Source organism: Limnothrix redekei LRLZ20PSL1, assembly GCF_043235035.1.
Classification (GTDB): Bacteria; Cyanobacteriota; Cyanobacteriia; order CACIAM-69d; family CACIAM-69d; genus CACIAM-69d.
Genome location: NZ_JAZAQF010000094.1, coordinates 15,330 through 35,995, shown reverse-complemented (window position 1 = coordinate 35,995; position 20,666 = coordinate 15,330). Strand labels below are relative to the sequence as shown.

At 56.3% G+C, this 20,666-nt stretch carries 21 protein-coding genes; 15 read left to right on the top strand and 6 right to left on the bottom strand.

All coding sequences use genetic code 11. The annotated features are described in order from the left end of the window. The first annotated feature begins 162 nt into the window (after positions 1–162). Positions 163–582, top strand: a complete 420-nt coding sequence (locus VPK24_RS18030; protein WP_099534504.1) for a peptidylprolyl isomerase — start codon at positions 163–165, stop codon at positions 580–582. Positions 583–953: 371 nt separating this feature from the next. Here the strand turns inward: VPK24_RS18030 and nblR are convergent, their stop codons facing one another. Continuing rightward, positions 954–1,673 carry a response regulator transcription factor NblR gene (gene nblR, locus VPK24_RS18025; protein WP_393015476.1) on the bottom strand — a complete coding sequence of 240 codons (720 nt, stop codon included), beginning with the start codon at positions 1,671–1,673 and terminating at the stop codon, positions 954–956. 395 nt (positions 1,674–2,068) lie between these two features. Here nblR and VPK24_RS18020 point away from each other — a divergent pair, with 395 nt between their 5' ends. The 5 genes from VPK24_RS18020 to VPK24_RS18000 all read left to right on the top strand — a co-directional run bounded on the left by VPK24_RS18020 (position 2,069) and on the right by VPK24_RS18000 (position 5,613). After that, complete coding sequence (locus tag VPK24_RS18020) at positions 2,069–2,929, top strand: thiazole synthase (protein WP_190353830.1); 861 nt, start codon at positions 2,069–2,071, stop codon at positions 2,927–2,929. An 86-nt stretch (positions 2,930–3,015) separates the two neighbouring features. Next, positions 3,016–3,186, top strand: a complete 171-nt coding sequence (gene psb34, locus VPK24_RS18015) for a photosystem II assembly protein Psb34 (protein ID WP_393015474.1) — start codon at positions 3,016–3,018, stop codon at positions 3,184–3,186. Positions 3,187–3,290: 104 nt separating this feature from the next. After that, complete coding sequence (locus VPK24_RS18010; protein ID WP_393015472.1) at positions 3,291–4,130, top strand: prephenate/arogenate dehydrogenase; 840 nt, start codon at positions 3,291–3,293, stop codon at positions 4,128–4,130. A gap of 217 nt (positions 4,131–4,347) precedes the next feature. Beyond that, positions 4,348–5,049 (top strand): bifunctional demethylmenaquinone methyltransferase/2-methoxy-6-polyprenyl-1,4-benzoquinol methylase UbiE, encoded by a 702-nt coding sequence (gene ubiE, locus VPK24_RS18005; protein WP_393015471.1) that lies wholly within the window; start codon positions 4,348–4,350, stop codon positions 5,047–5,049. 168 nt (positions 5,050–5,217) lie between these two features. After that, positions 5,218–5,613 carry a GlcG/HbpS family heme-binding protein gene (locus VPK24_RS18000; RefSeq protein ID WP_393015470.1) on the top strand — a complete coding sequence of 132 codons (396 nt, stop codon included), beginning with the start codon at positions 5,218–5,220 and terminating at the stop codon, positions 5,611–5,613. Positions 5,614–5,734: 121 nt separating this feature from the next. Here VPK24_RS18000 and VPK24_RS17995 read toward each other — a convergent pair whose 3' ends face one another. Beyond that, complete coding sequence (locus VPK24_RS17995) at positions 5,735–6,052, bottom strand: DUF3067 family protein (protein ID WP_393015468.1); 318 nt, start codon at positions 6,050–6,052, stop codon at positions 5,735–5,737. Positions 6,053–6,524: 472 nt separating this feature from the next. Between VPK24_RS17995 and petC the strand changes: the two genes are divergently transcribed. After that, the gene (gene petC / locus VPK24_RS17990) at positions 6,525–7,064 is read left to right on the top strand and encodes a cytochrome b6-f complex iron-sulfur subunit (protein WP_190526138.1); all 540 of its coding nucleotides are present in this window, start codon (positions 6,525–6,527) and stop codon (positions 7,062–7,064) included. 52 nt (positions 7,065–7,116) lie between these two features. Continuing rightward, the gene (gene petA, locus VPK24_RS17985; RefSeq protein WP_393015466.1) at positions 7,117–8,079 is read left to right on the top strand and encodes a cytochrome f; all 963 of its coding nucleotides are present in this window, start codon (positions 7,117–7,119) and stop codon (positions 8,077–8,079) included. Between the two features lie 126 nt (positions 8,080–8,205). Here petA and VPK24_RS17980 read toward each other — a convergent pair whose 3' ends face one another. Beyond that, complete coding sequence (locus tag VPK24_RS17980; RefSeq protein ID WP_099534511.1) at positions 8,206–9,006, bottom strand: Tic22 family protein; 801 nt, start codon at positions 9,004–9,006, stop codon at positions 8,206–8,208. A gap of 124 nt (positions 9,007–9,130) precedes the next feature. Further along, positions 9,131–10,018 carry a Tic22 family protein gene (locus VPK24_RS17975; protein ID WP_393015464.1) on the bottom strand — a complete coding sequence of 296 codons (888 nt, stop codon included), beginning with the start codon at positions 10,016–10,018 and terminating at the stop codon, positions 9,131–9,133. A 583-nt stretch (positions 10,019–10,601) separates the two neighbouring features. Here VPK24_RS17975 and VPK24_RS17970 point away from each other — a divergent pair. The 4 genes from VPK24_RS17970 to VPK24_RS17955 all read left to right on the top strand — a co-directional run bounded on the left by VPK24_RS17970 (position 10,602) and on the right by VPK24_RS17955 (position 15,523). Beyond that, positions 10,602–10,826, top strand: coding sequence for a hypothetical protein (locus VPK24_RS17970; RefSeq protein WP_190526143.1), 225 nt, complete (start codon positions 10,602–10,604; stop codon positions 10,824–10,826). Between the two features lie 907 nt (positions 10,827–11,733). Continuing rightward, a complete protein-coding gene (locus VPK24_RS17965) occupies positions 11,734–12,465 on the top strand; it encodes a hypothetical protein (RefSeq protein WP_393015462.1) in 732 nt (243 codons plus the stop codon). Positions 12,466–13,479: 1,014 nt separating this feature from the next. After that, positions 13,480–14,802 (top strand): DICT sensory domain-containing protein, encoded by a 1,323-nt coding sequence (locus VPK24_RS17960; RefSeq protein ID WP_393015460.1) that lies wholly within the window; start codon positions 13,480–13,482, stop codon positions 14,800–14,802. 46 nt (positions 14,803–14,848) lie between these two features. Further along, positions 14,849–15,523, top strand: a complete 675-nt coding sequence (locus tag VPK24_RS17955) for a pentapeptide repeat-containing protein (RefSeq protein WP_393015458.1) — start codon at positions 14,849–14,851, stop codon at positions 15,521–15,523. A gap of 42 nt (positions 15,524–15,565) precedes the next feature. Here the strand turns inward: VPK24_RS17955 and VPK24_RS17950 are convergent, their stop codons facing one another. Then, entirely contained in the window at positions 15,566–16,933 is a 1,368-nt protein-coding gene (locus VPK24_RS17950) for a UDP-N-acetylmuramoyl-tripeptide--D-alanyl-D-alanine ligase (RefSeq protein WP_393015456.1), read from the bottom strand. A 198-nt stretch (positions 16,934–17,131) separates the two neighbouring features. Between VPK24_RS17950 and VPK24_RS17945 the strand changes: the two genes are divergently transcribed. Together VPK24_RS17945 and rpsU are read left to right on the top strand one after the other, a co-directional pair. Further along, positions 17,132–17,614 (top strand): DUF2752 domain-containing protein, encoded by a 483-nt coding sequence (locus VPK24_RS17945; RefSeq protein WP_393015454.1) that lies wholly within the window; start codon positions 17,132–17,134, stop codon positions 17,612–17,614. Between the two features lie 185 nt (positions 17,615–17,799). Continuing rightward, positions 17,800–17,979: a 30S ribosomal protein S21 gene (rpsU, locus tag VPK24_RS17940; protein ID WP_099532024.1), complete on the top strand. Its 180-nt coding sequence runs from the start codon at positions 17,800–17,802 to the stop codon at positions 17,977–17,979. Between the two features lie 153 nt (positions 17,980–18,132). On the opposite strand, the gene VPK24_RS17935 is transcribed toward rpsU, so the two are convergent. Then, positions 18,133–19,077, bottom strand: a complete 945-nt coding sequence (locus VPK24_RS17935; protein ID WP_393015453.1) for a DMT family transporter — start codon at positions 19,075–19,077, stop codon at positions 18,133–18,135. Between VPK24_RS17935 and VPK24_RS17930 the strand changes: the two genes are divergently transcribed. Beyond that, complete coding sequence (locus VPK24_RS17930; RefSeq protein ID WP_393015451.1) at positions 19,076–20,473, top strand: hypothetical protein; 1,398 nt, start codon at positions 19,076–19,078, stop codon at positions 20,471–20,473. The genes VPK24_RS17935 and VPK24_RS17930 overlap by 2 nt on opposite strands. Positions 20,474–20,666: the final 193 nt, after the last annotated feature.

Genomic DNA, 20,666 nt, shown 5'->3' with positions numbered 1-20,666 from the left:
CCTTGTGTGGGGATCGAAATTCCCCGGCAGCGGTAAACTCAGACAGCATTCTTTGGCGACAGTGGCGGACTGTGGGCTACCTCGTTGGATTGCCCATTTTCAGCATTGCATCACCAGAGATTCAACCTAACAATCTCAACTGACTACACAAGGGGCAACCGCATGACGCGCGCCATTATGGAAACCGCCAAGGGCACGATTCATATCGAGCTGTTCGATAATGATGCTCCCAACACAGTGAAAAACTTCGTGGATTTGTCGGAAAAGGGCTTTTACGATGGTCTGACCTTCCACCGCGTAATCCCCAATTTTGTGATCCAAGGTGGCTGTCCCAATGGTGATGGTCGCGGCGGCCCGGGTTATACGATCAAGTGCGAAATTAATTCGAACAAGCACATGGCGGGGAGCCTGTCGATGGCCCATGCCGGTCGCGACACGGGTGGCAGCCAATTCTTCATTTGCCATTCGCCCCAATCGCATTTGGACGGTGTGCATACGGTGTTTGGTCGCACGGAGGACATGGATGTGGTGAATGCAATTCGTGCCAATGACAAGATTCTGTCCGTGAAAATTGAGCACTAGGCTCTAACTCCAGAATCAAAAACCAGGATTCAAAATGAGGGTCTTCAACCCTTGATTCTGGTGTTGCAAAATCGCGAGGGTAAGGGGCTTCAGCCCCTTGTCTTTAGACCTCTTGCATCAATCAAGAACCTCATCCCAAATCCCGCTCCCAGATCCCTGATTGACTGAAAAACACTCAAACACTGGGTTGTTCCGTAGGTTGGGTTGAGCTTTGCGAAACCCAACTCGATCACTGCAAGCCTTGCTGCTGTTGGGTTTCGTACCTCAAGCCAACCTACGAAATGATCGTTAATTAGCCCATCTTGATCAGAAGGGGTTAATTTGTGCAAGAGGTCTATTGTTTTGAGGGGCTGAGACTGAGGGGCGATCGCCTAGGTTTCTCGGAGCACATAGCCCACGCCGCGCACAGTTTGGATCAGGCGCTTTTGGCTTTCGTCTTCGAGCTTTAGACGCAAATAGCGCACATAGACTTCGATGATGTTTGATTCGCCCATGAAGTCGTAGCCCCAAACGTTTTCGAGAATTTGCTCGCGGGTGAGCACTTCGCGCGGATTTTCCATGAGGTAGCGCAATAGCTCAAATTCCTTCATGGTTAGGGCGATCGTGTGGCCGTTGCGGATGGCTGTGCGGCGATCGAGATCCAAGGCCAAATCGGCAAAGTGCAACAGGGGTGTACCCGTTTCCGTGGGGCGTAGATAAAGCCGCACCAATTCCAGTAATTTTTCACTGCGGTAGGGCTTGAGCAAATAGTCATCGGCCCCGGCTTCCAGGCAAGCGGCCCGGTCTTCCACTTCATCGCGGGCCATGATCAACAACACGGGGGCCACGTTCCCCAGCTCGCGCAGTTGATTGCATAGCCACAGCCCCGATTCGCCGGGAACCAACAGTCGATCAACCACAATCAGGGAGACGGGCAAGTCTCGCGCATAGGTCAGACCGGCTTGGGCATCCTTGGCTGCGGCGACGGCATACCCGGCGTTTTTGAGATCCGTCATGGCCCGATCGAGGATCGAATCATCACTTTCCACGAGCAAGATCGGAGCGTTGAGCGTGCTAGTGGGTGGGGCGATCGAGGATTCAGTTCCGGCCATAGGACGCGACAAGAAAACAGCAACAATCAGTCAAAATCCAATCAGTCCAGATCAAGGCAAACAAGACCAAAGCAAAGATAATTTAAACTCCAAAGACAACCATTGAAGGGCAATTGAAGGGCAATTTTTGGATCAAGCAGCATCCAAAATCTGCGCATCATTGGCCGATGGTTCGCTGAAGTTAAGAATCCAGCAAAACCAATCCCGCTTGATTCGATCGTACTCTGGTTTTCGTTCAACTTCAGCGCCCACAGGACTCGAAGAGATGGCGCAGGGCGATCGCAACGATCTCGGGGACTGCCCCCAGCCGATCGCAAAATCCCACCCCCTGGAGCGTCCGACTGGTTAGACAATAAGGGTTCGCCCTCTCAGCTTATTTCCAGCCAGGATTTCCCATGACGCAGATTTCCAATGCACCGACGCTTGCGGCCCAAGATTGGATCCCCACTGATTTGGTGTCTGACTTGCCCCTGACAATCGCCGGTCGCACCTTTCGATCGCGCTTGATGACCGGCACGGGTAAATATCGCAGCATCGAGCAAATGCAAGCCTGCATTGCCGCGAGTGACTGCGAAATTGTGACCGTGGCCGTGCGCCGGGTGCAAACCCAAGCCCCGGGCCATGAAGGCTTGGCCGAGGCGATCGACTGGTCAAAAATTTGGATGCTGCCCAACACGGCCGGCTGTCAGACGGCCGATGAGGCGATTCGGGTGGCGCGGCTGGGGCGCGAGATGGCCAAGCTGCTGGGCCAAGAGGACAACAACTTCGTGAAGCTGGAAGTGATCCCCGATTTGAAATACCTGCTGCCCGACCCGATCGAAACCTTGCGGGCCGCCGAGCAGTTGGTCAAAGAAGGCTTTGCCGTATTGCCCTACATCAATGCCGACCCGCTCTTGGCCAAGCATTTGGAAGAGGCGGGCTGCGCCACCGTGATGCCCTTGGGTTCCCCGATCGGGTCGGGCCAGGGTCTGAAAAACGCCGCCAATATCCAAATCATTGTGGAAAACGCCAAGGTTCCCGTGGTGGTGGATGCGGGGATCGGCACGCCCAGCGAAGCCACCCAAGCGATGGAGTTGGGGGCTTCGGCCGTGTTGATTAACACCGCGATCGCCCAGGCCCAAAACCCCGCCGCCATGGCCCGCGCCATGGCCCTGGGTACGGCGGCCGGTCGGTTGGGCTACCTGGCCGGGCGAATTCCGGTGAAGGGATTGGCTAGCGCCAGCTCGCCCCTGACCGGTTTGGTGACCAGCAGCTAGGGATGACTCTTGACCGGGGCCGGTCGATGTTTGTTACAGTGGCGAGTTAATGCTGTGTTGCTAACAATTGCAAAGGACTGTAACAAATGCCTTACACCACGGAAGATGGCGGTCGCCTGAATAATTTCGCCAAAGAACCGAAGATGTATACCGCTGACACGCCCTCTTCAACGGAAAAGCGGAACTACTTTGTTTTGGGCGCTCTGGGTCTGGGATTGGTGCTCGGGGTGATGGCGATCGCCTTCGTGGTGTCCTAGGGGCCAACCATCGGATCATCCGAATCATCAAGACTGCTGTGGGGTTGGGGTGCGGCCGTGCCGTGCCCCATTGTTTTGCCCTATTGTTCTGGGACTGGGGAGCTATGAAGGTTGGTGTGGTTGGCTTGGGGTTGATTGGTGGCTCGCTGGGGTTGGCATTGCGCCCCTGTGGTCACCAAATCTTTGGGGTGGCGCGGCGACCGGAAACGGCGGCCCGGGCGATCGAGCTGGGCATTGCCGATCGGGCTGGCTGTGACTTGTCGCTGCTGGCTGAAGCCGATTTGGTGGTGTTGTGTACGCCGATCGGGGCGATCGAACCGACGGTGCGCCAACTGATTCCCCGCCTCAGCCCCCGCACGGTGCTAACCGATGTGGGGTCGGTGAAACAGGCGATCGTCCAGGCGATCGAACCCCTGTGGCCCAACTTTGTCGGGGCCCATCCGATGGCGGGCACGGCGGACAGTGGCATTGAAGCAGCCCTGCCGGACTTGTTTGTGGGTCGCCCCTTTGCGATTACGCCCACCGATCGCACCCCCACCGAGGCGATCGCCCGGGTCACGGCGATCGCCCAGGATTTGCGATCGACTCTGTACCGTTGCACCCCGGAACAGCACGATCGCGCCGTGGCTTGGATTTCCCACTTGCCCGTGGCGATTAGCGCCAGCCTGATTGCGGCCTGCGGGGCCGAACCGGATCCCGAAACTCTGGCGCTGGCTCAATCCTTGGCTAGTTCGGGATTTCGGGACACCAGCCGGGTGGGCGGTGGCAATCCGGAATTAGGGGTGATGATGGCCCAATTCAACCGGCCAGAATTACTGCGATCGCTCCAGCGCTATCGTGACCAACTGGATCAGATCATCGAGGCGATCGATCAACAGGATTGGGCCGCGCTCCAGATCTGCTATGAACAAACCCAACAGGCGCGATCGGCCTTTGTCGATTAAGCAACCTAATCTGGTAGGGGCGCAACGCTTGCGCCCTCAGTAATTGCGGTATTGATCGACCAACCGATTCCAACACCATCAATCGGCGACATTGATCGCTGAGTGGCTTAATTGATCGAGGGCGCACCGATGTGCGCCCCTACGGGAATTGGGGGTTGACTTCCCTTTTTTTAAAACGATTCAAGACAACCATAGTTTTCAGATTTTTCGGGTTCCTATGACTGCTTCCGCCGATCGCGTCCAAGGCATCTTTAACCGAATTGCGCCCGTTTATGACGATCTCAACGATTGGTTGAGTTTGGGGCTGCATCGGGTTTGGAAACAGATGACCGTGAAATGGAGCGGCGCAAAACCGGGCGATCGCGCGTTGGATCTCTGTTGCGGCAGCGGTGATTTGGCCCTGCGGTTGGCGGCGGCGGTGGGCCCCGGCGGTCAGGTGGTGGGGGCGGACTTTTCGGCACAAATGCTTGATCGCGCTCGGGAGCGCCCCCAGGGATTTCGGCCGTTGGCCCCGATCGCCTGGGTGGAAGCGGACGCACTGAATTTGCCCTTTGCCGATCAGGAATTTGACTGTGCCACGGTGGGCTATGGCTTGCGGAATGTGACCGACTTTGACCAAGCCCTGCGTGAGCTATATCGCGTTCTGAAACCCGGCGCGACCCTGGCGGCTTTGGATTTCCATCGGCCCGACAGCGCGATCGCCCAGCAATTTCAGCAACTCTATCTCGATCGGCTGGTAGTTCCCGTCGCCCAGCAATTTGGCGCAACGGCTGAATACGAATACATCCTGCCCAGTTTGCAGCGGTTCCCCGTGGGGCGCGAGCAGGTGCAGCGGGCCCAGGCGATCGGCTTTCGATCGGTGCGGCACTATCCCCTAGTGGGCGGCTTGATGGGCGTGTTGGTGGCGACCAAGCCCTAGGGTATATCCAGTAAATCCATGTAGATTATGGAGATCATTAGATATCGTGGGCTAGGACGCAACAGGGCGATCGAACCAGCCATTGGGCCAAAGGCGATCGCCGTTGCTTAATGTCGATCATTTACAACGTCCATCAAACATCTACCCAAAAACGAAGGCTGACCGAATATGGTGATGCTAGCGGATGCGCGGCGAGTAATTGCGGCGGCGGAACAAAAAGCGATCGAACTGGGGCAACCCATGAACATTGCCGTGGCCGATGGAGGTGGCAATCTGGTATCCCACGTGCGAATGGATGGCGCTTGGATTGGCAGTATTGATATTTCGATCAATAAGGCCTACACATCACGGGCGTTTGACATCGCCACGAAGGATTTGGCGGAGCATTCCCAGTCTGGCGGTCAATTCTTCGGGATTCATGCGTCGAATGGCGGCCGGATCATGATTTTTGCCGGTGGAATTCCGCTCTATCGTGATGGGCAAGTGGTGGGGGCGATCGGGGTCAGCGGCGGTTCCGGCGAACAGGATCACGCGGTGGCCGCAGCGGGCGCAGCGGCGTTCTAGGCGGTGTTCTGGAACGTTCCAGCCTCATCGACTTCAGGCGATCGCCAAACTCCAAACTGAGGCCCACAAACCCGAATGGAGGTGCAACTTGCGCCCCCGTTCGGGCGTTTCGGGTCTGGGTTTAGGACAAGTCCAGTAGCCACTCGGAGGCGCGATCGCCCAGGTCGATCGGGATGCTCACGGCCTTGCCCTGCCGGGGCCGGTTTTTGGTGGTTTCAATAAACGATCGCACCTGCTCCGCCGCGCCCCAGCCTTGGATGTAGGTGGCCACCGTGGACAGGTGCTCAAAGTATTCCGCTTCCGTCATCGGAAACGACACCTGTTCCAGGTAGCGCCACATCACCTGTACAAAAATTTTGTCTTTGATTTTGCGGACTTGCACATCGTAGGAAAAGCCCCACTTGTCCACAATCCATTGGTGTAAGTCCTGACCAGTCATGGCGCGATCGAGTGATGGTGATAAAGGGTGTGGCGGGGTTCGGGTCAGTTTGCAACCGGCCCTAAGAAGATAAGGGGTTTAGGGGGTGTCGTCATTTCTCGATACTTCTCGATCCGAGGCTGAAACGGTTGATCTTCCGTGCCCCAGTCGTCGTAACAAGATGCTCAAGCCCCTTGCTGCCAACGATCCCGCAGCGGTGGAATCAGGGTTTTTGGCTAATTGACAACAGGCCCTAAGCGCCTTTTTGAGGGAGATGGATGATTATTGTTTGTAACGCAATATGAAGTTTTATACGGATCTGTTACGACCGCCCGATCGCCCCTCAGCAACGCGATCACCTGGCCCGAGAGATGCAATAATACCCTAGCAATTGCGGTGGCTTTGTTTGACCCGTTCAAACCCCACCCTTGCAGTCATACAATCTTTAAGATTCGTTATAGAACCCCCAAGAGAAGGCACGCGAGTAGGCATTATGGCTCAAGCTTCCAGCCCTGCGGACGTACCCAGCATGGGTCGCCGCCAGTTCATGAATTTTCTGACCTTTGGCTCGGCAACGGGTATCGCCCTGGGCGCGCTGTACCCCGTTGTGCGCTACTTCATTCCCCCTTCGACCGGTGGTACTGGTGGCGGCGTAGCGGCTAAGGATGCTCTGGGCAACAGCGTTAAACTCAGCTCGTTCCTGGCCGAGCACAACGTGGGCGATCGGGTGTTGGTACAAGGCCTCAAGGGCGACCCCACCTATCTGGTCGTCAACAGCAAAGAGGCGATCGCCGATTACGGTCTGAATGCCGTTTGCACTCACCTGGGCTGCGTGGTGCCCTGGAACGCCAGCGCCAATAAATTTATTTGCCCTTGCCACGGTTCCCAGTACAACAACGAAGGTAAGGTTGTCCGCGGCCCCGCGCCCCTGTCCCTCGCCTTGGCTCACGTGTCGGTTGATGACGACAACGTTAGCCTCAGCCCCTGGCCGGAAACCGACTTCCGCACCGGCGAAGAACCCTGGTGGTCGTAATTTCTACAATTGCTCATCAATATCGCGGCTGACCGTACTTTTTAGACAACTCATGAAGACTGCTTTCAAGGTTTTGACTCGCGGTGCGATCGCCGCGATCGCCGCGATCGCCCTGTTGATCGGTGGCGACTTCGTAGCTCCCCAGGCTGCCATGGCCTATCCGTTCTGGGCCCAACAAGTGGCTCCGGCAACCCCCCGGGAAGCCACGGGTCGGATCGTTTGCGCCAACTGCCACCTGGCCAAGAAAGAAACGCTCGTGGAAGTGCCCCAATCGGTACTGCCGGATACGGTGTTTGAAGCGGTGGTGAAGATTCCCTACGACACCAGCGTGCAACAGGTGACCGGCACGGGTGAACCTGGCCCCCTGAACGTGGGTGCGGTGTTAATGCTGCCCGAGGGCTTCAAAATTGCGCCCGAAGACCGGATTCCTGAAGAACTGAAGGAAAAGACCGAAGGCCTGTTCTACCAGTCCTACGCGGAAGGTCAAGATAACGTGGTGATCGTGGGCCCGCTGCCCGGCGATCAATACCAAGAAATCGTGTTTCCCGTGCTGTCGCCCAACCCCGCTGAGGACAAGGCGATCAAGTTCGGTAAGTACGCGGTGCATGTGGGTGGCAACCGTGGCCGCGGCCAGGTTTACCCCACGGGCGACAAGAGCAACAACACGGTCTTCAACGCTTCGGCCGCTGGCACGATCGGCGCGATCGGCAAGACCGATGATGGTGGCTACCTCGTGACCATCATCAAGGAAGATGGCTCGACGGCGGAAGATGCTATTCCTGCTGGCCCGCAACCGATCGTCAAGGAAGGTGATGTGGTAGCGGCTGGTCAAGCGATCACCAACGATCCGAACGTGGGCGGCTTTGGCCAAACCGACACGGAAATCGTGTTGCAAGATCCCAACCGTGTCCTGGGTCTGCTGGCCCTGTTTGTGGCAGTGATGATCACCCAAATCCTGTTGGTGCTGAAGAAGAAACAGGTGGAGAAGGTGCAAGCCGCCGAAATGAACTTCTAGGATCCGCTGCCTAGGTTCCTTCGTGCCTTCATTGCCCGATCGCAAAGCCCCTGCTCAGTTCGTGAGTGGGGGCTTTGTTTTGGGGGTAATCAACGGTTCAAGCTTGGTTTGGGTTTCAAAAACAGCCTAGTTGCCCATGGCTTCAAAAAACGCCTGGGCATTTTGGGACGGGATAATTCGCACCCGCGATAGCCACTCGTCTTCCCGTTCCGAAAGAACCGAAAGAAACTCATCAAAATCCACCACCTGAATTTGAACAGTGGCGGCTAGCTCGGGATTTTGCTCTGCAAAGGTTTTGGCTACCACTTCTGCTTGGGCCCGATCCATATAGAAGCGAATTTCTTCCGTTCCATCCCGATCGACCGTGACATAGGTAGGGGCTGACCCATCGCTTGCGGTGACCAAAAATAGTGGAATTCCCTGCAATTTTTCCGGCGGTTGTTGATTTAATGCCAACAGTTCCCGGGCTAATTTCACCTCTTCCAAATCAGGGATTAGTTGCAATTGATATTCGGTGGATGGCTTCTGCAACAGCTCATAGATTGCCGACAGGGGAATGGCATTGACCCGTAATTCACTGGATGAACTCACGGCTCCTGCTTGCAGTCGCTTCAGCCACTCTTGGGCATCTTGTGGGTTCAAAAACATCCGAGCCACCGTTGTGCGCTGGCCATCGGCATTTCCCACATCAATCAGGGCGGGCGTACCTTGGGCATCGGTGAGGGCGAAAACCGGCACGGCTTCTAATTTGCGGGCAATTTCCTCCGGGGGCAGCGCTGCCAAGGGGCCGATCGCGGCCAACCAAGCCAGGGAGCCGATCGCCCAGCCTCCAGCCAGGTGCCGCCAGTTCGATCTCACTGACTGCCAACGCTCTCGCAATCCCAAACTCACCATCGTCCATTCCATCCTGTTGATCAAACCGTTCATGCGCCCGGTTCCATGCCCAAGGCGATTCCCAAACCAGTCTAGGAGCTAACCCGCTTTCCAAAACCAAAACCGACCAGTGCACTAATTGCCCCGGTCGGTTTTGCACACCATTTAACGGGTGCGATTAGCGATTAGCCGGTTGCCCTCCCAACCCAGCAGCCCCGCTCGCGGGAGCCGGAGTGGCAGGGCGAGCACCCGACTGCCCAGCACCCTGACCATTGGGCTGGCCGGGTTGGTTCGATCGCATGGCCCGCATATAAAACGCCGCTGCCGAAGAGGACGGAATCAAGCGCACACTGCCCACCAACGAGTTAGGATCCGTGGCCTTTTTCAGCTCCTCAATCAGTCCATCCAGCGTAAAGACCCGCAGTTGGGCCCGGTTGATGATGTCCGGTTGACGCTGTTTGTAATCATCCAGCATCGCTTGCAAGTCTCGCTTGCTGAAGAAAAATGGCACCACTTCGCGATTGTCCGCCCGCAGCGTCAGAGGCGCATCCTCCGCTTGGGGATCTACCGCATAAAACAACGGAATCCCCGCAAATTGCTCAACGGACTGGCCCTGTTGCTTCAAAATCGCGATCGCCGCTTCCACATCTTCCTTGCTGGGGGTGACCACCAAGTCGGGCATTTCTGGCTTATTTTGAGCCTCAGTCCACATCCGATAGAACTGGCCCAGCGTCAACAGAGCCAAGCTAACTTTGCGGGATTCAGGCGGTGCTTCGCTTTGAACGCGATTCGCAAAGGCCCGCACATCCTCCGGATCCACAAAGTGCAAAATTGCGCCATCAGCCGGTTTGGGTTCGGCGGTCGGTTGGTTCTGTTGCTTGGGGAACACCAAAATGGGCTGGCCATTTTCTTGGGTGACGGAAAACAACGGCACCACATCCAAGCGCCGCACAATTTCATCGGTGCTCAGGGCCTGCACGATCGAAGGGAAACAGACCATCGATCCCAGCACCGCGCTTACGGCGGCCAGGGTTGCGGCTGAAGCGCGAGAAAACAACGATTTCACGAAAAGCCTCCTGAGTCTCGGAAAGCGACAGCCCGGGTGAATGCACTGGCTGGCTGTCTAAATGAAGCGAGTTAGATACCCAAACGAGTCGATCCCAAGTCGATTAGTGATTTAACGCTGTCGTTTGCACGCTTTCACCCTCAACAGTGCCAGAGCGTCTGGTGATGAAAAACGTTTACGCGCCAGTGTCAGCCTGTTCGGGGCGATCGGGCTTGGAGTCTCGATGGAATTGCCATCTCATAATACGACCTCTTGTTAAAGCTGAAGATTTTTAAAAATTTCGCGAAGTATTCGTGCCAGTTTCTAAATTGCCCCGCTTAGCACCATCCCTTCTGGCGTGGCTGAAACGTTCCAAACCCTTGAGAGAGCAACATTACTGTGCTCAAGGTCAATTTATGAACTGATCCGGATCAATCAAAGTCTGAAGTTCAGTCGCGAAAGTGAAAATACCAATCCTCGTGCTGGTTTTGAGGCCTTCTATTGTCAGTTTTAGAGCGATCGGTTGCAGTTTTCCCGAAATGCGAAAGGTCAACCGAAAGAAGGACTAGAGACTCTCAATATTGCACGAGGTTGTATGACTCAAATGCACATTTCCCCTACCAAGCCGTCCCTGTTTGCCCGCGTAGGTGCAGCGATCGCCACTGGGGTTGTGACCATCACAGCGGCAGGCGTGATCCAAAATGCTGCCCCGTTGGTCGCTCAGGCAACCTCTGCTCATGATCAAGACTCATCCCAAGCCCTCTTGGTTGTGGCCCGCGCGGTTAGCAATCAAGACCCCCCGCGTCGTGGTGATGAACGTCGTGGCTAAAGGCGCGGCTAAAGGCGCGGCTAAATTAGACAACCTAACTAGCAGAACTGACCAACAATAAACCAACAATATTTGATCAATCCAGAGACAAAGATGATCTCAATCGATCAAATCTTTTCATTACTGGTTCAGCGTTGGTTTAGGGTTGGCTGAAGGTTAATTTAGCGCCGATTTAGCAAGTCTTGACCTCTGATTGTTTGAATTGTGGTGACGATTTGAGATGGCCCGGAGCAACTGCCTCGTTGGGATCGATCGAGCTTCATCATGGCAATGCTGTCTCACTCCCCAGTCATGCTCATGGGCGAAATTCAGGTGTATGGCTTGAGGCAACTTGAAAGCCAATGAGTCAGTTGCTGAAGCTGGCTTCTGAGCATCGTGTTTTCCATCATTTGGCTGTTTTATGACTAAGCACCATGTGACCTCTAAGATTGCATGAATGCCCTAAAACCTGGACTGATCTGTTATGACAGAATCCTCCGTTGGGGGATTTTTTTATTGCTATTTTCTGGAAAACTGATCAGTAAGAAGAAGTTCTAAATTGAAATAGATTGCTTTGAATTTAATCTTAGTTAATTGTCGATTACTTAAGTCTAATTAATCTAATTAATTTCTAATGAACTAGAGAAAACAGCCTGAGATCTGAAAATTATCGATGATTCATCAAAAATCAATAATTGATCATGCAATGACGATCAGTCACGCCGAAAAGTGGCCGATACTTGAATCACCAGGGTTTCAATGATCGATAGAATTTTAATTGAGAATTGGAACCGGCTTTCTGAAATGGCTTCATGCCTAGCGCTCGATCGGCTGAGTTGGCTGACTGGCGTGAATGGTAACTCGACGCTAACTCAATGCCAATTCAATCAATTCAATCAACTAATTCTAACTATTGCGCCTGTTGTCTATGAAACTTCGACAAGTTTTTGTCCAAATCTGGCGTGTGAATGCAGTTCTGATCCTGTTGGGTGGTCTACTCTCTTTGGGCTTAATGGGATTGGCGCTGATCTCAATGCTGCTGCACAACTCGCGATCGCACTCAGCTTCGCAGGTGATGAACATTGACCAAACCCAATCGATTGAAACCCGAACCCGATTGGGAAACTTTGCACGAATCGAGGGAACCAACACCTTACGCGCACCACTGCACCTAACCCAGGATTATGAACAAAGCCGTGGCTTCGGCAGCTCTTCCTATTCCAAAGAGGCAGATTCCCTACAGAACTATCTCTTTTTTAACGAGCTGACACGTCAAACCTATTGGCTCAAACCACCCGATCGGGGACTGATTTGGGTGGATGAAAAACTTTTAGCCGCTCCCGCAAAGCCCACGGATCCTCCGAGCACAACACCAGTTGGGTTTGTTTATCTGGTCATTACAACCGACAGCAATCAGGATCGCCGCCTGACCGAAAAGGATCGCAAAACCCTGGCAATTTCCGATGCCAACGGTGAGCGCTTTGCATTGTTGATTGAGAATGTAGATCAGTTTCACGGCGCATCGGGTGTGAAAGATCAGCGCCTTTCGGTGTTTTATACCCGTGACCAAGTGCTGAATGTGGCAGAGTTGGATCTACAAACTCAAAAAGTCTTGAGCACCACCTCAGTTTCCACGCCCCAAGGTTCACCAGCCCCCTAAGCTGAATCGCCAACGCTGAGCTTAAGGGATGGCTTAGGGGATGCCTGAAAAGTAGCTTGAGGCACTCGCCAATCACCAACCAACTATCCTGGAGACCTGGGGATGGGGGTGTCTCATCACTCCCTTGCGTCATCCCCGATTTACGCCCAGGATCATGTTTCAATGCTTTCCCGTGGATAACCAAACCGGCTCGCAGCCCCTGGATGGCGGTTCTGGTTTCCAGGGTGAAGAGCCTCAATGTTTCCAGGGTGAAGAGCCTCAATTTTGACGATTGGGAGGCTTCTTAGTCCGTATCCCACCCAGAATTGGTAAAAATTCTACAAGAAGACTAAACTTTTGCTGCGTGAGATGCTAATATCCAATCAGAGCGAAAGCCAAAGGGCCACGTTCAAGTAGCCCTCAAGTTTTCCTCCCAAAAGACGTAGACGAATTCGGAGTCGCCTTCCCCCCTCGCGATTCCGATTTTTTTATCGAAATCTTGGCAAAACTAGGCTTCTGTTGAGCCACCGGCTAGTGAGTTACCCCCCGTAACTCATCAAGCATTGCTTGGCGGCTTTCGACGTTGACCTGCCTTAACTATTAAGGTTTCAGGTAAAGCTGATCTAGGGCTGCGGATGAACCTTAGAGCTATCCGTCAATCACCCGGGACAGAGGCAAGAACGAGAACAAACTCAAGAGAGCGTCAGCATCCGTGTTCTCTCGCCTGAGTTGCTGTCCTGATTATTCCCTAGGAGAAGGGGATTCGACAAGTTTTTGGCTACCATCTTCATCAAAACTTTAAAAAAGTTGCGAAAGTCTGGCGAGTGATCGGGTGCGGAGATCGCTGCCGTTGGGGGGAAATTCTGATGATGATGAGGCCAAGATGACAATGGGGTGATGGTGCTTCTTTGCGGTTGGCTGCAAGCCGGGGCCTGGAAATAGGCGAGAATGAAGGACTGTTGGGCTGGTAATGCCGCCATTGCACGATCGCCCCAATTTTGATCGCCCTCATCCCTCGCTTGTAGTTAATCGCTTGTGTTACCTGAATCGATTCTGAAGCAATTAACGGATTTGGCCCGGGTGGACGGGGCAACGCTCCACTTGGGGGTTTATTACAAAAACACGCTCGTGGCCCTGTGTCATGCCTTGGAAGATGCGATCGCCCAGTCCCAGGGCCGGCCGGTGGTGCTGGCGGCATTTCAACTGGGTAAATGGTATTTGCAAGAGGCCGATCGTTACGGGCAGTTGGCGGATCGATCGCGCCAGATTGTGATTCTAGCTGCGCCGGATGCGGGATTTGCGGAACATCCCACCAGCCAGCGATCGAACGTGGCGATTGTGCCCCTCAGTCCCACGGATCCGGTTGCCCAAGAATGGCACTTAACCATCGTGTCGCCGTCCTACTGTGCCATGGTGCTTTGTCAGGAATTGACGGCGGCGGACTATGGCCCCGAAGGGCTGCCCCAATCGGACTTAGAGCGTAAGTTCTATGGCTTGTGGACTTTTGTGCCCCAGTGGGTCGATCGCGGTGCGGCCTTGCTGGTGGAACGGGTGGCTCGCTATCAACCAGCCCTGGCAGAACAGCTTCAACGGCAATTGGCAGCGGTGGCCCAAGAGCAGGCCACGGCCCCAGGAGAAGACTGGTTGACCATTACCCAGCAGGTGGTGAACTACTTGCAATCCACCCATCAACATCGCCACCCGGCATTGCAACCGGGGCAATTGGGGTTTGAAGTGGGGGCCCCTCTGGATCAAAACCTGGTTTCCAACGAATTGCAGGCATTTTTGCGGTTAGCGGAACTGCTGGAGCTGTCCGATGGGCAAAATTCCGGATCGGCGGCGGAAGTGGCGGCGCTGACGGAGGCGATCGGGCAATTGCTGGATTTGCCAGCAGCCCAACTCAAACGGATGCGGTTGGCCGCCGCGCTCCATCGCTTGGGCCGTTGGCCCGCCGTTTGGCGCGAAGGGCTGGCTGACCCATCTGCCGATTGCTGCGATCTCAGTGCGGTGCAGGTGTTGCGAGTGATGCCGCGCTTGCGCCCGATCGCCCACATCTTGAACCATTTAACGGAGCATTGGGACGGCTCCGGGCAGCCTTCGGGGTTGGCGGGGGATGCTATTCCGCTGGAGTCGCGAGTGGTGGCCCTTTGTGCCGACTTCCAGCACCGTCGATCGCGCGGTGAGCAACCGAATGAAATTTTGCAGCACTACCGCGATCAGTCAGGGCGCTGGGATCCAAAGCTCTTGGAGGCTTTGACGCTGTTGGCTCAGGGATTGCAACAGGGCTGGGAATTGCCACAGATGCCACTGCGAGCTTCCTCGGGGCTGTGGCTGTTGGATGAGGGGGCGACCTCCTAGGCGATACCCCCTGTTCATCTCCATCACTTTCAGTTTGGCCGGTGCTATGACTAGTCTTTTTCCGCTTGATTTGGATGCCATTCGCGATGGCCAGCTTTTGCAGCTAGCTGATCGGGATCTGACGGGTGCGGACTTGGAGGAGGCCCAGCTATCCAGGGCGGATTTGAGTCAAAGTCGGTTGGTGGGAGCCATTTTGACCGGGGCAGACCTGCGCCACGCTTGCTTAAACCGGGCGGTGCTTTCGGGCGTGAATGGGGTGGGGCTGCAAGCAACTGGGGCGATCGCCCGGGGAATTTGGGTTGGGGCCAACTTAACCCAGGCGGATTTTGCGGAAGCGGATCTGCGGGGGGCTAATTTTCGGGGAGCGATCCTGATGGGGGCGAACCTGACTCGGGCCATGGCGATCGGGGCGGTTCTGAGTGGGGCCAACCTCGCCGGAGCCAATCTGCGAGGAGCCGACTTGCGAGGAGCCGACTTGCGGGGAGCCAACCTGAGCCAGGCCCAATTGCAGGGGGCGGACTTAAGCCAGGCCGATTTGGCCGGAGCCAGCTTAACCGGAGCCAATTTGGAAGAGGTGAATGGCCAGGGGGCTAATTTAGCGGGGGCTGATTTCACCAATGCCTACGGACTTTGTGCCAACTGGTTGGAAGCGCGTGTGACGGGGGTGAGCCAGCGAGGGGCGATCGCCTTGGATCTGCCGCCGGAACCCCCGCAGTCCTGAGCCTGGGCATTTAGCCCTTGGCCCAGTTGGTTTCAAGTGGGTTTAGCGATCCGGAGCCAACAGGGCCCGCACCACGCGATCGAGGCCAACCGATCGGGAAGCCTTCAGGAGCCAAACATCTCCCGATCGCAACTCCCCTTGCAGGCGATCGATCAGTGCTTCGTGGGTGGTGAAGGTTTCGCAGGGAATGCCCTCGGCCCCCACTGCGAGATGCAAGGCCGTGGGGTCATCGGCCAAAATTAACAGGCCCTCCAGGCGTAAATCTCGCGCCAACTCACCCACCTGTTGATGGAACTCGGGCGCGCGATCGCCCAATTCCTTCATGGTTCCCAAAACCGCCAAGCGCCGCCGCCCCGGTGTTTCCGCCAACAGGTACAGAGCCGCCGTCATCGATTCCAAACCAGCGTTGTAGGTTTCATCCAACAGGGTCACCCCATTGGGCAACTCGTGGCGACGGGCCCGCCCATCGGGTAATTCCACCGTCAAGCTCGCCGCGATCGGCTCCCAATCTACCCCCAACACCTTGGCCACGGCCAAAGCGCCCAGAAAATTGAGGGCATTGTGGCGACCAGGCAACGGGAGGGGAAAGGTTTTGCCTTCCACGCTCAGGGTTTGGGCATCCAGCAAGTGACCGCGAAAGGTTCCGTTAGCAAAACCGTAGTCAATTACTTCCCCCGGCCAAAGGCGGCTGGCTGTCTCCATCAGCCGGGCACAGTCGGCATTCAACACTGCCACACTGTCGATCGGCATTTCCGTCAGCAGTTCGCACTTGGCCTCCGCGATCGCCTGTTCCGATCCCAGCAATCCAATATGGGCCGTGCCCACGTTGGTGATCAGCCCCACATTTGGGCGAGTGATTTGGGTTAGCTCGGCAATTTGTCCCCGACCGCGCATGGCCAACTCCACCACGGCGAAATCATGCGCTCCGGTGATTTGCAAAAGGGTTTTGGGTACGCCAATTTCGTTGTTGAAGTTGGCATGGGTTTTGTGAACTTGACCCGCTGTGCCTAGAACGGCGGCGACCAGCTCCTTGGTGGTGGTTTTGCCTGCCGAACCGGTCACGCCCACCACGGGGATGTTTGCCCGATCGCGCCAGGCCCGTCCCAGGGCCTGATAGGCCGTCAGGGCATTGGGGACGATCAGTTGCGGACAGGGCTGGTCGATCGGCTCCTCAACGATCGCCGCCACGGCCCCCGCCGCGATCGCCCCCGGCACAAACGATCGCCCATCAAAATTTTCGCCACGCAGGGCCACAAACAGCTCCCCTGAGCCGATCTCGCGGCTATCGGTGTTGATTTGGGTGATCGGCTGGGCCAAGGCGCGATCGGGTAAGTGCTGAATCGTTGCTCCCGTGATGTGGGCCACTTCCTGCAAAGAAAATGGCGCGATCGTTCCTAAGCCATTGCCCATGACCCTACCCTTATGCTCAAGATCTCTGAAAGATATTGCCTAATATCGTCGCACCGGATCAGCCGTTGCTAAACCTTGGGCTGATTGGTTGGGATGATGCTGGCCATGAACTCTTTCCGCCGGCCGCTCCCACAGGCGATCGAGATCGACCCAATTCCTGAGAACCCGATTCCTGAAAACCCATAACCTCGTTTCGTGATGCAACGACCGCTGTTGGTTTACCTTCCCCTCGCCCCCGCCGATCGCCAGCATCGGTTGATCGGCCTGTCGTTGGTGGCCTCCCCGATCATTGCGGCCCACTGGCTGGCCCACAGTCACCAAACTTCGCCGCTGATTTGTCCCTTTCACTGGTTGACGGGGTTGCCCTGTCCCGGCTGTGGCTTAACCCGATCGTTCGTGGCGATCGCCCGGGGAGACTGGCCGGGGGCGATCGGCTACCATCCCTTCGGCCCCCTGTTGTTCGCGGCCCTGCTGGGTTTGGGATTGCAATGGGCCGTGGAACTACGGGCGCGGCGGCGACTGGTTTGGCCGATCGGGCGATCGCTTCGGCGGGCGATCGGGCGCGGGCTGCTGATTCTCGGGCTGGTTTGGTACAGCGCCCGGCTTTACGGCCTGTGGAGCAGCGGTGCGGCAGCCCTGGACTGGAGCCGATCGCCCCTGGGTCAGTGGCTTGGCGGTTAGCACCCGGCCACAACTCCTGCAAACGATTCTGCCCAAAGTGGTTCCATTTGGTAGGATAGATATTCGGCGATTTACCCAGCGATCGCCCTCTTTTGCCAGCGCCCAATTTGCCTCAAAAGAGTCAGCGTCATGCCTTTGGGCCTGTGCGCCATATTTTGTCCACCTATCGCAAGGAGTGAAACCGCATGACCCAAGTGGTTTTGGGTGAAAACGAAGGAATTGAATCCGCGCTACGCCGTTTCAAGCGCCAAGTCTCGAAAGCCGGTATCTTGGCGGACGTGAAATATCGCCGGTACTATGAAACCCCGATCGAAAAGCGCAAGCGTAAGGCCGCTGCTGCCCGCCGGAAGCGCCGTTATCGGTAAAGTTTTTTGAGCAATTGCACCGTATTGAGCGGGGACAAGGGAGGTGAGCCTATGTCCCCGCTCTGTTTTTGGCTGGTTGTTAAGGTTTGTTGCGATCAAAAAACTAGGGAATGCTGGCAAATACTCCACAAGGAACAGTGGGTTAGTCAACAGTTACGGTCGATGCCAAACTGAGGTGATCGCCCGGCCCAGTTGTCGCCCCAACGATCGCACCGGGAGCTGGCACAACAAACAGGCCCCCAGCACCAAAGCTGCTCCCACCCGGCCCCGATCGCCCAATTGTTCCCCCAACCAAGCCGCCGCCATCAGGGCTGCCCAAACTGGCTCCAAGGTATACAAAATCGCTGCTACCGGAGCCGCCACCGATCGCTGGCCGATCGCCTGCAACCAGGCCGTGCCCGCCGTGGCAAAGGTTCCCAAATAGACCAAATCTAGCCAAGGAATGGTCTGGGCGTTCCAAATTGCAGACGAAATCGCCCATGAAGACCCCCATACCCACAGGGCCGCCGCCAGAGCCGTGATCCCCAACTGAATCAACGACAGCCACAGCACTTGGGCCCGAGCCGCGTAGGCCTCCATCCGCCAAATATAAAAAGACCAAGTGATGGCTGTGCCCACACTCCACAAATCCCCAATATTGGGCGGTGCGCCATCGTAGGACAGCAACGCCACCCCCAACGCCGCGATCGCCGCCGCCCACCAAACCTTAGGAAACAGCCGCTGGCCCGCAACGCCCGTCAGCAACGGAACCAACACCACATAGAGGGCGGTGATAAACGCGCTACGCCCCGCCGTGGTGTATTGCAGCGCGATCGTGTGAGCCACATAGCCCAAGGCCATCCAGAAGCCCAATTCCAAGCCTCCGCGCCCCGTGACCGCCCAAGCGGCTGAATTTTTCGGCAAACCGCTCCAAAGAGTGATCGGCAACAGAGCAATGGTGGCAATTCCAAACCGCACCAACATCAAAACGCTCGGGGAAACGGCCTCTAAACTAGACTTGACAACAACATAGGTACTTCCCCAAAGTACGCCCGCGATTAACAGCGCGATCGGGTTCAACCATTGCTCGCGATCGGCCCTTTCTACCCCGTGGATCATGTCTCGCCTCAATGATCGTGCTTACCAACTCCTGAAGGGAGCTATCCGTGCCCGCTATCAACAACAACCCGCCACCCGGATTCCCAAGGAAGTGCTGTGGCAGCGGTTAGAAAAGTTGCGGTTGCAGTCTGGCGAGCCGGCCGGTTTTGAGGATCTACGGGCGATCGTGAGTGATGCTTTCCCGGATTTTGATCTTGGCTTGCTCAAGTCCGCCGCTCGCCTTAACCAGCCTAAGATGGGCTGGGGATTTTGGGCTTGGGGATCTTGGGGCTGTGGTTTGGCGGGAGTGGTGGTGGCGACGGGGGGGATTGCCTTGGCCAACCTGCCATTGCCGCCGATTCGGAATGTGGTGGCAGACAACGCGCCATTGCTGTTGCTGCCCAGCTTTTGGATGATGGATCAAGATTATCGAGCCGCCACCGCCGCCACGGCCCAGGCCAAGCAATTGCTCGACAATGCCACCAGTGCGGCCGATATTGAACTGGGAGCCACCAAAACCCAAGCGGCCCAAGCAGCGCTCGATCGCCTGCCCGTTTGGTTTTTGGGGTCTCGGCCGAAGACTTATTGCACTCTGTTTTCATGCCGGTGGCGATTCACGTTGGATGAATTTGCCGCCGCCCGCCAAACCGTGGCCCGTTTGGAAGCGCAAGTGTTTCAGGAGCGCAATGCCCAAGCCTTGTTAAATCAGGCCTTGGCAACCGTGGAAACGGCCCGCCAACAGCACCAAAGCGCTAAGGACAGCAGCGCCCAAAACGCGGCTCTCGGTGATTGGCAGTCGGGAATCGATCGCCTGCGGGAAGTGCCCCAGAAAACCTTGGCCGGACGGCAAGCACGCGCCAAATTGGTTGGGATCGATCGAGACTTTCAATCGATCACCGGCCGGGCGGTGGGGCGGCAGCAATCGGGCAGCCTGATCACGGGGGCCAAGGAATATGGGTTTCGGGCGGCCTTGGCGGCTCAAAAACCTCCTCACCCGGTGGAACAGTGGCGGGTGGTGCAAAACCTGTGGCAAGAGGCCTTGGCCCTGTTGACCCAAATTAAGGATGACGATCCGCAATTTGCGGCCGCCCAGCGACTCCGAGCGGAATATGCGCAAAATCTGGCAATTGCCAAGCAGCGGGAGGCCTTGGAGCGCCAGTCGATCGAGTCTTTGGAACAAGCGGATCGGCAAATCGCCCAATGGCGCACCCTGGCCGCCGCTGACCCCAGCAATCCCCGACTGTTGGGAACGCTCCAGGAAATCGAAAACAACTTGGAGCGGGTTCACCCGGCCAGCACTGCCTACGCCAAGGCTGAACAGTTGCGCCAGTTTGCGAACCAAGCGCTCCAGCGCTACCAACCCATGACTCCGCAGCCCAATGTTGCCCCGAATGCTCCTGCCACCCAAGCTCGCTAGGGCAAGAACGACCCAGCCTTTCCCGGGTGAGCGAGCACAGTCTCTATGGCTGCCCCATGTGATCGTGTAGGGTGTGTGGGAGCGCGCCATCCTCATCACGACCATTGCCCGGTCATCTCCCACGCACCGCAACCGCCACGCCATTCACGACGATTCCTGATCGGTTGGGTTGCCCCATTGCGACGGTGCGTAG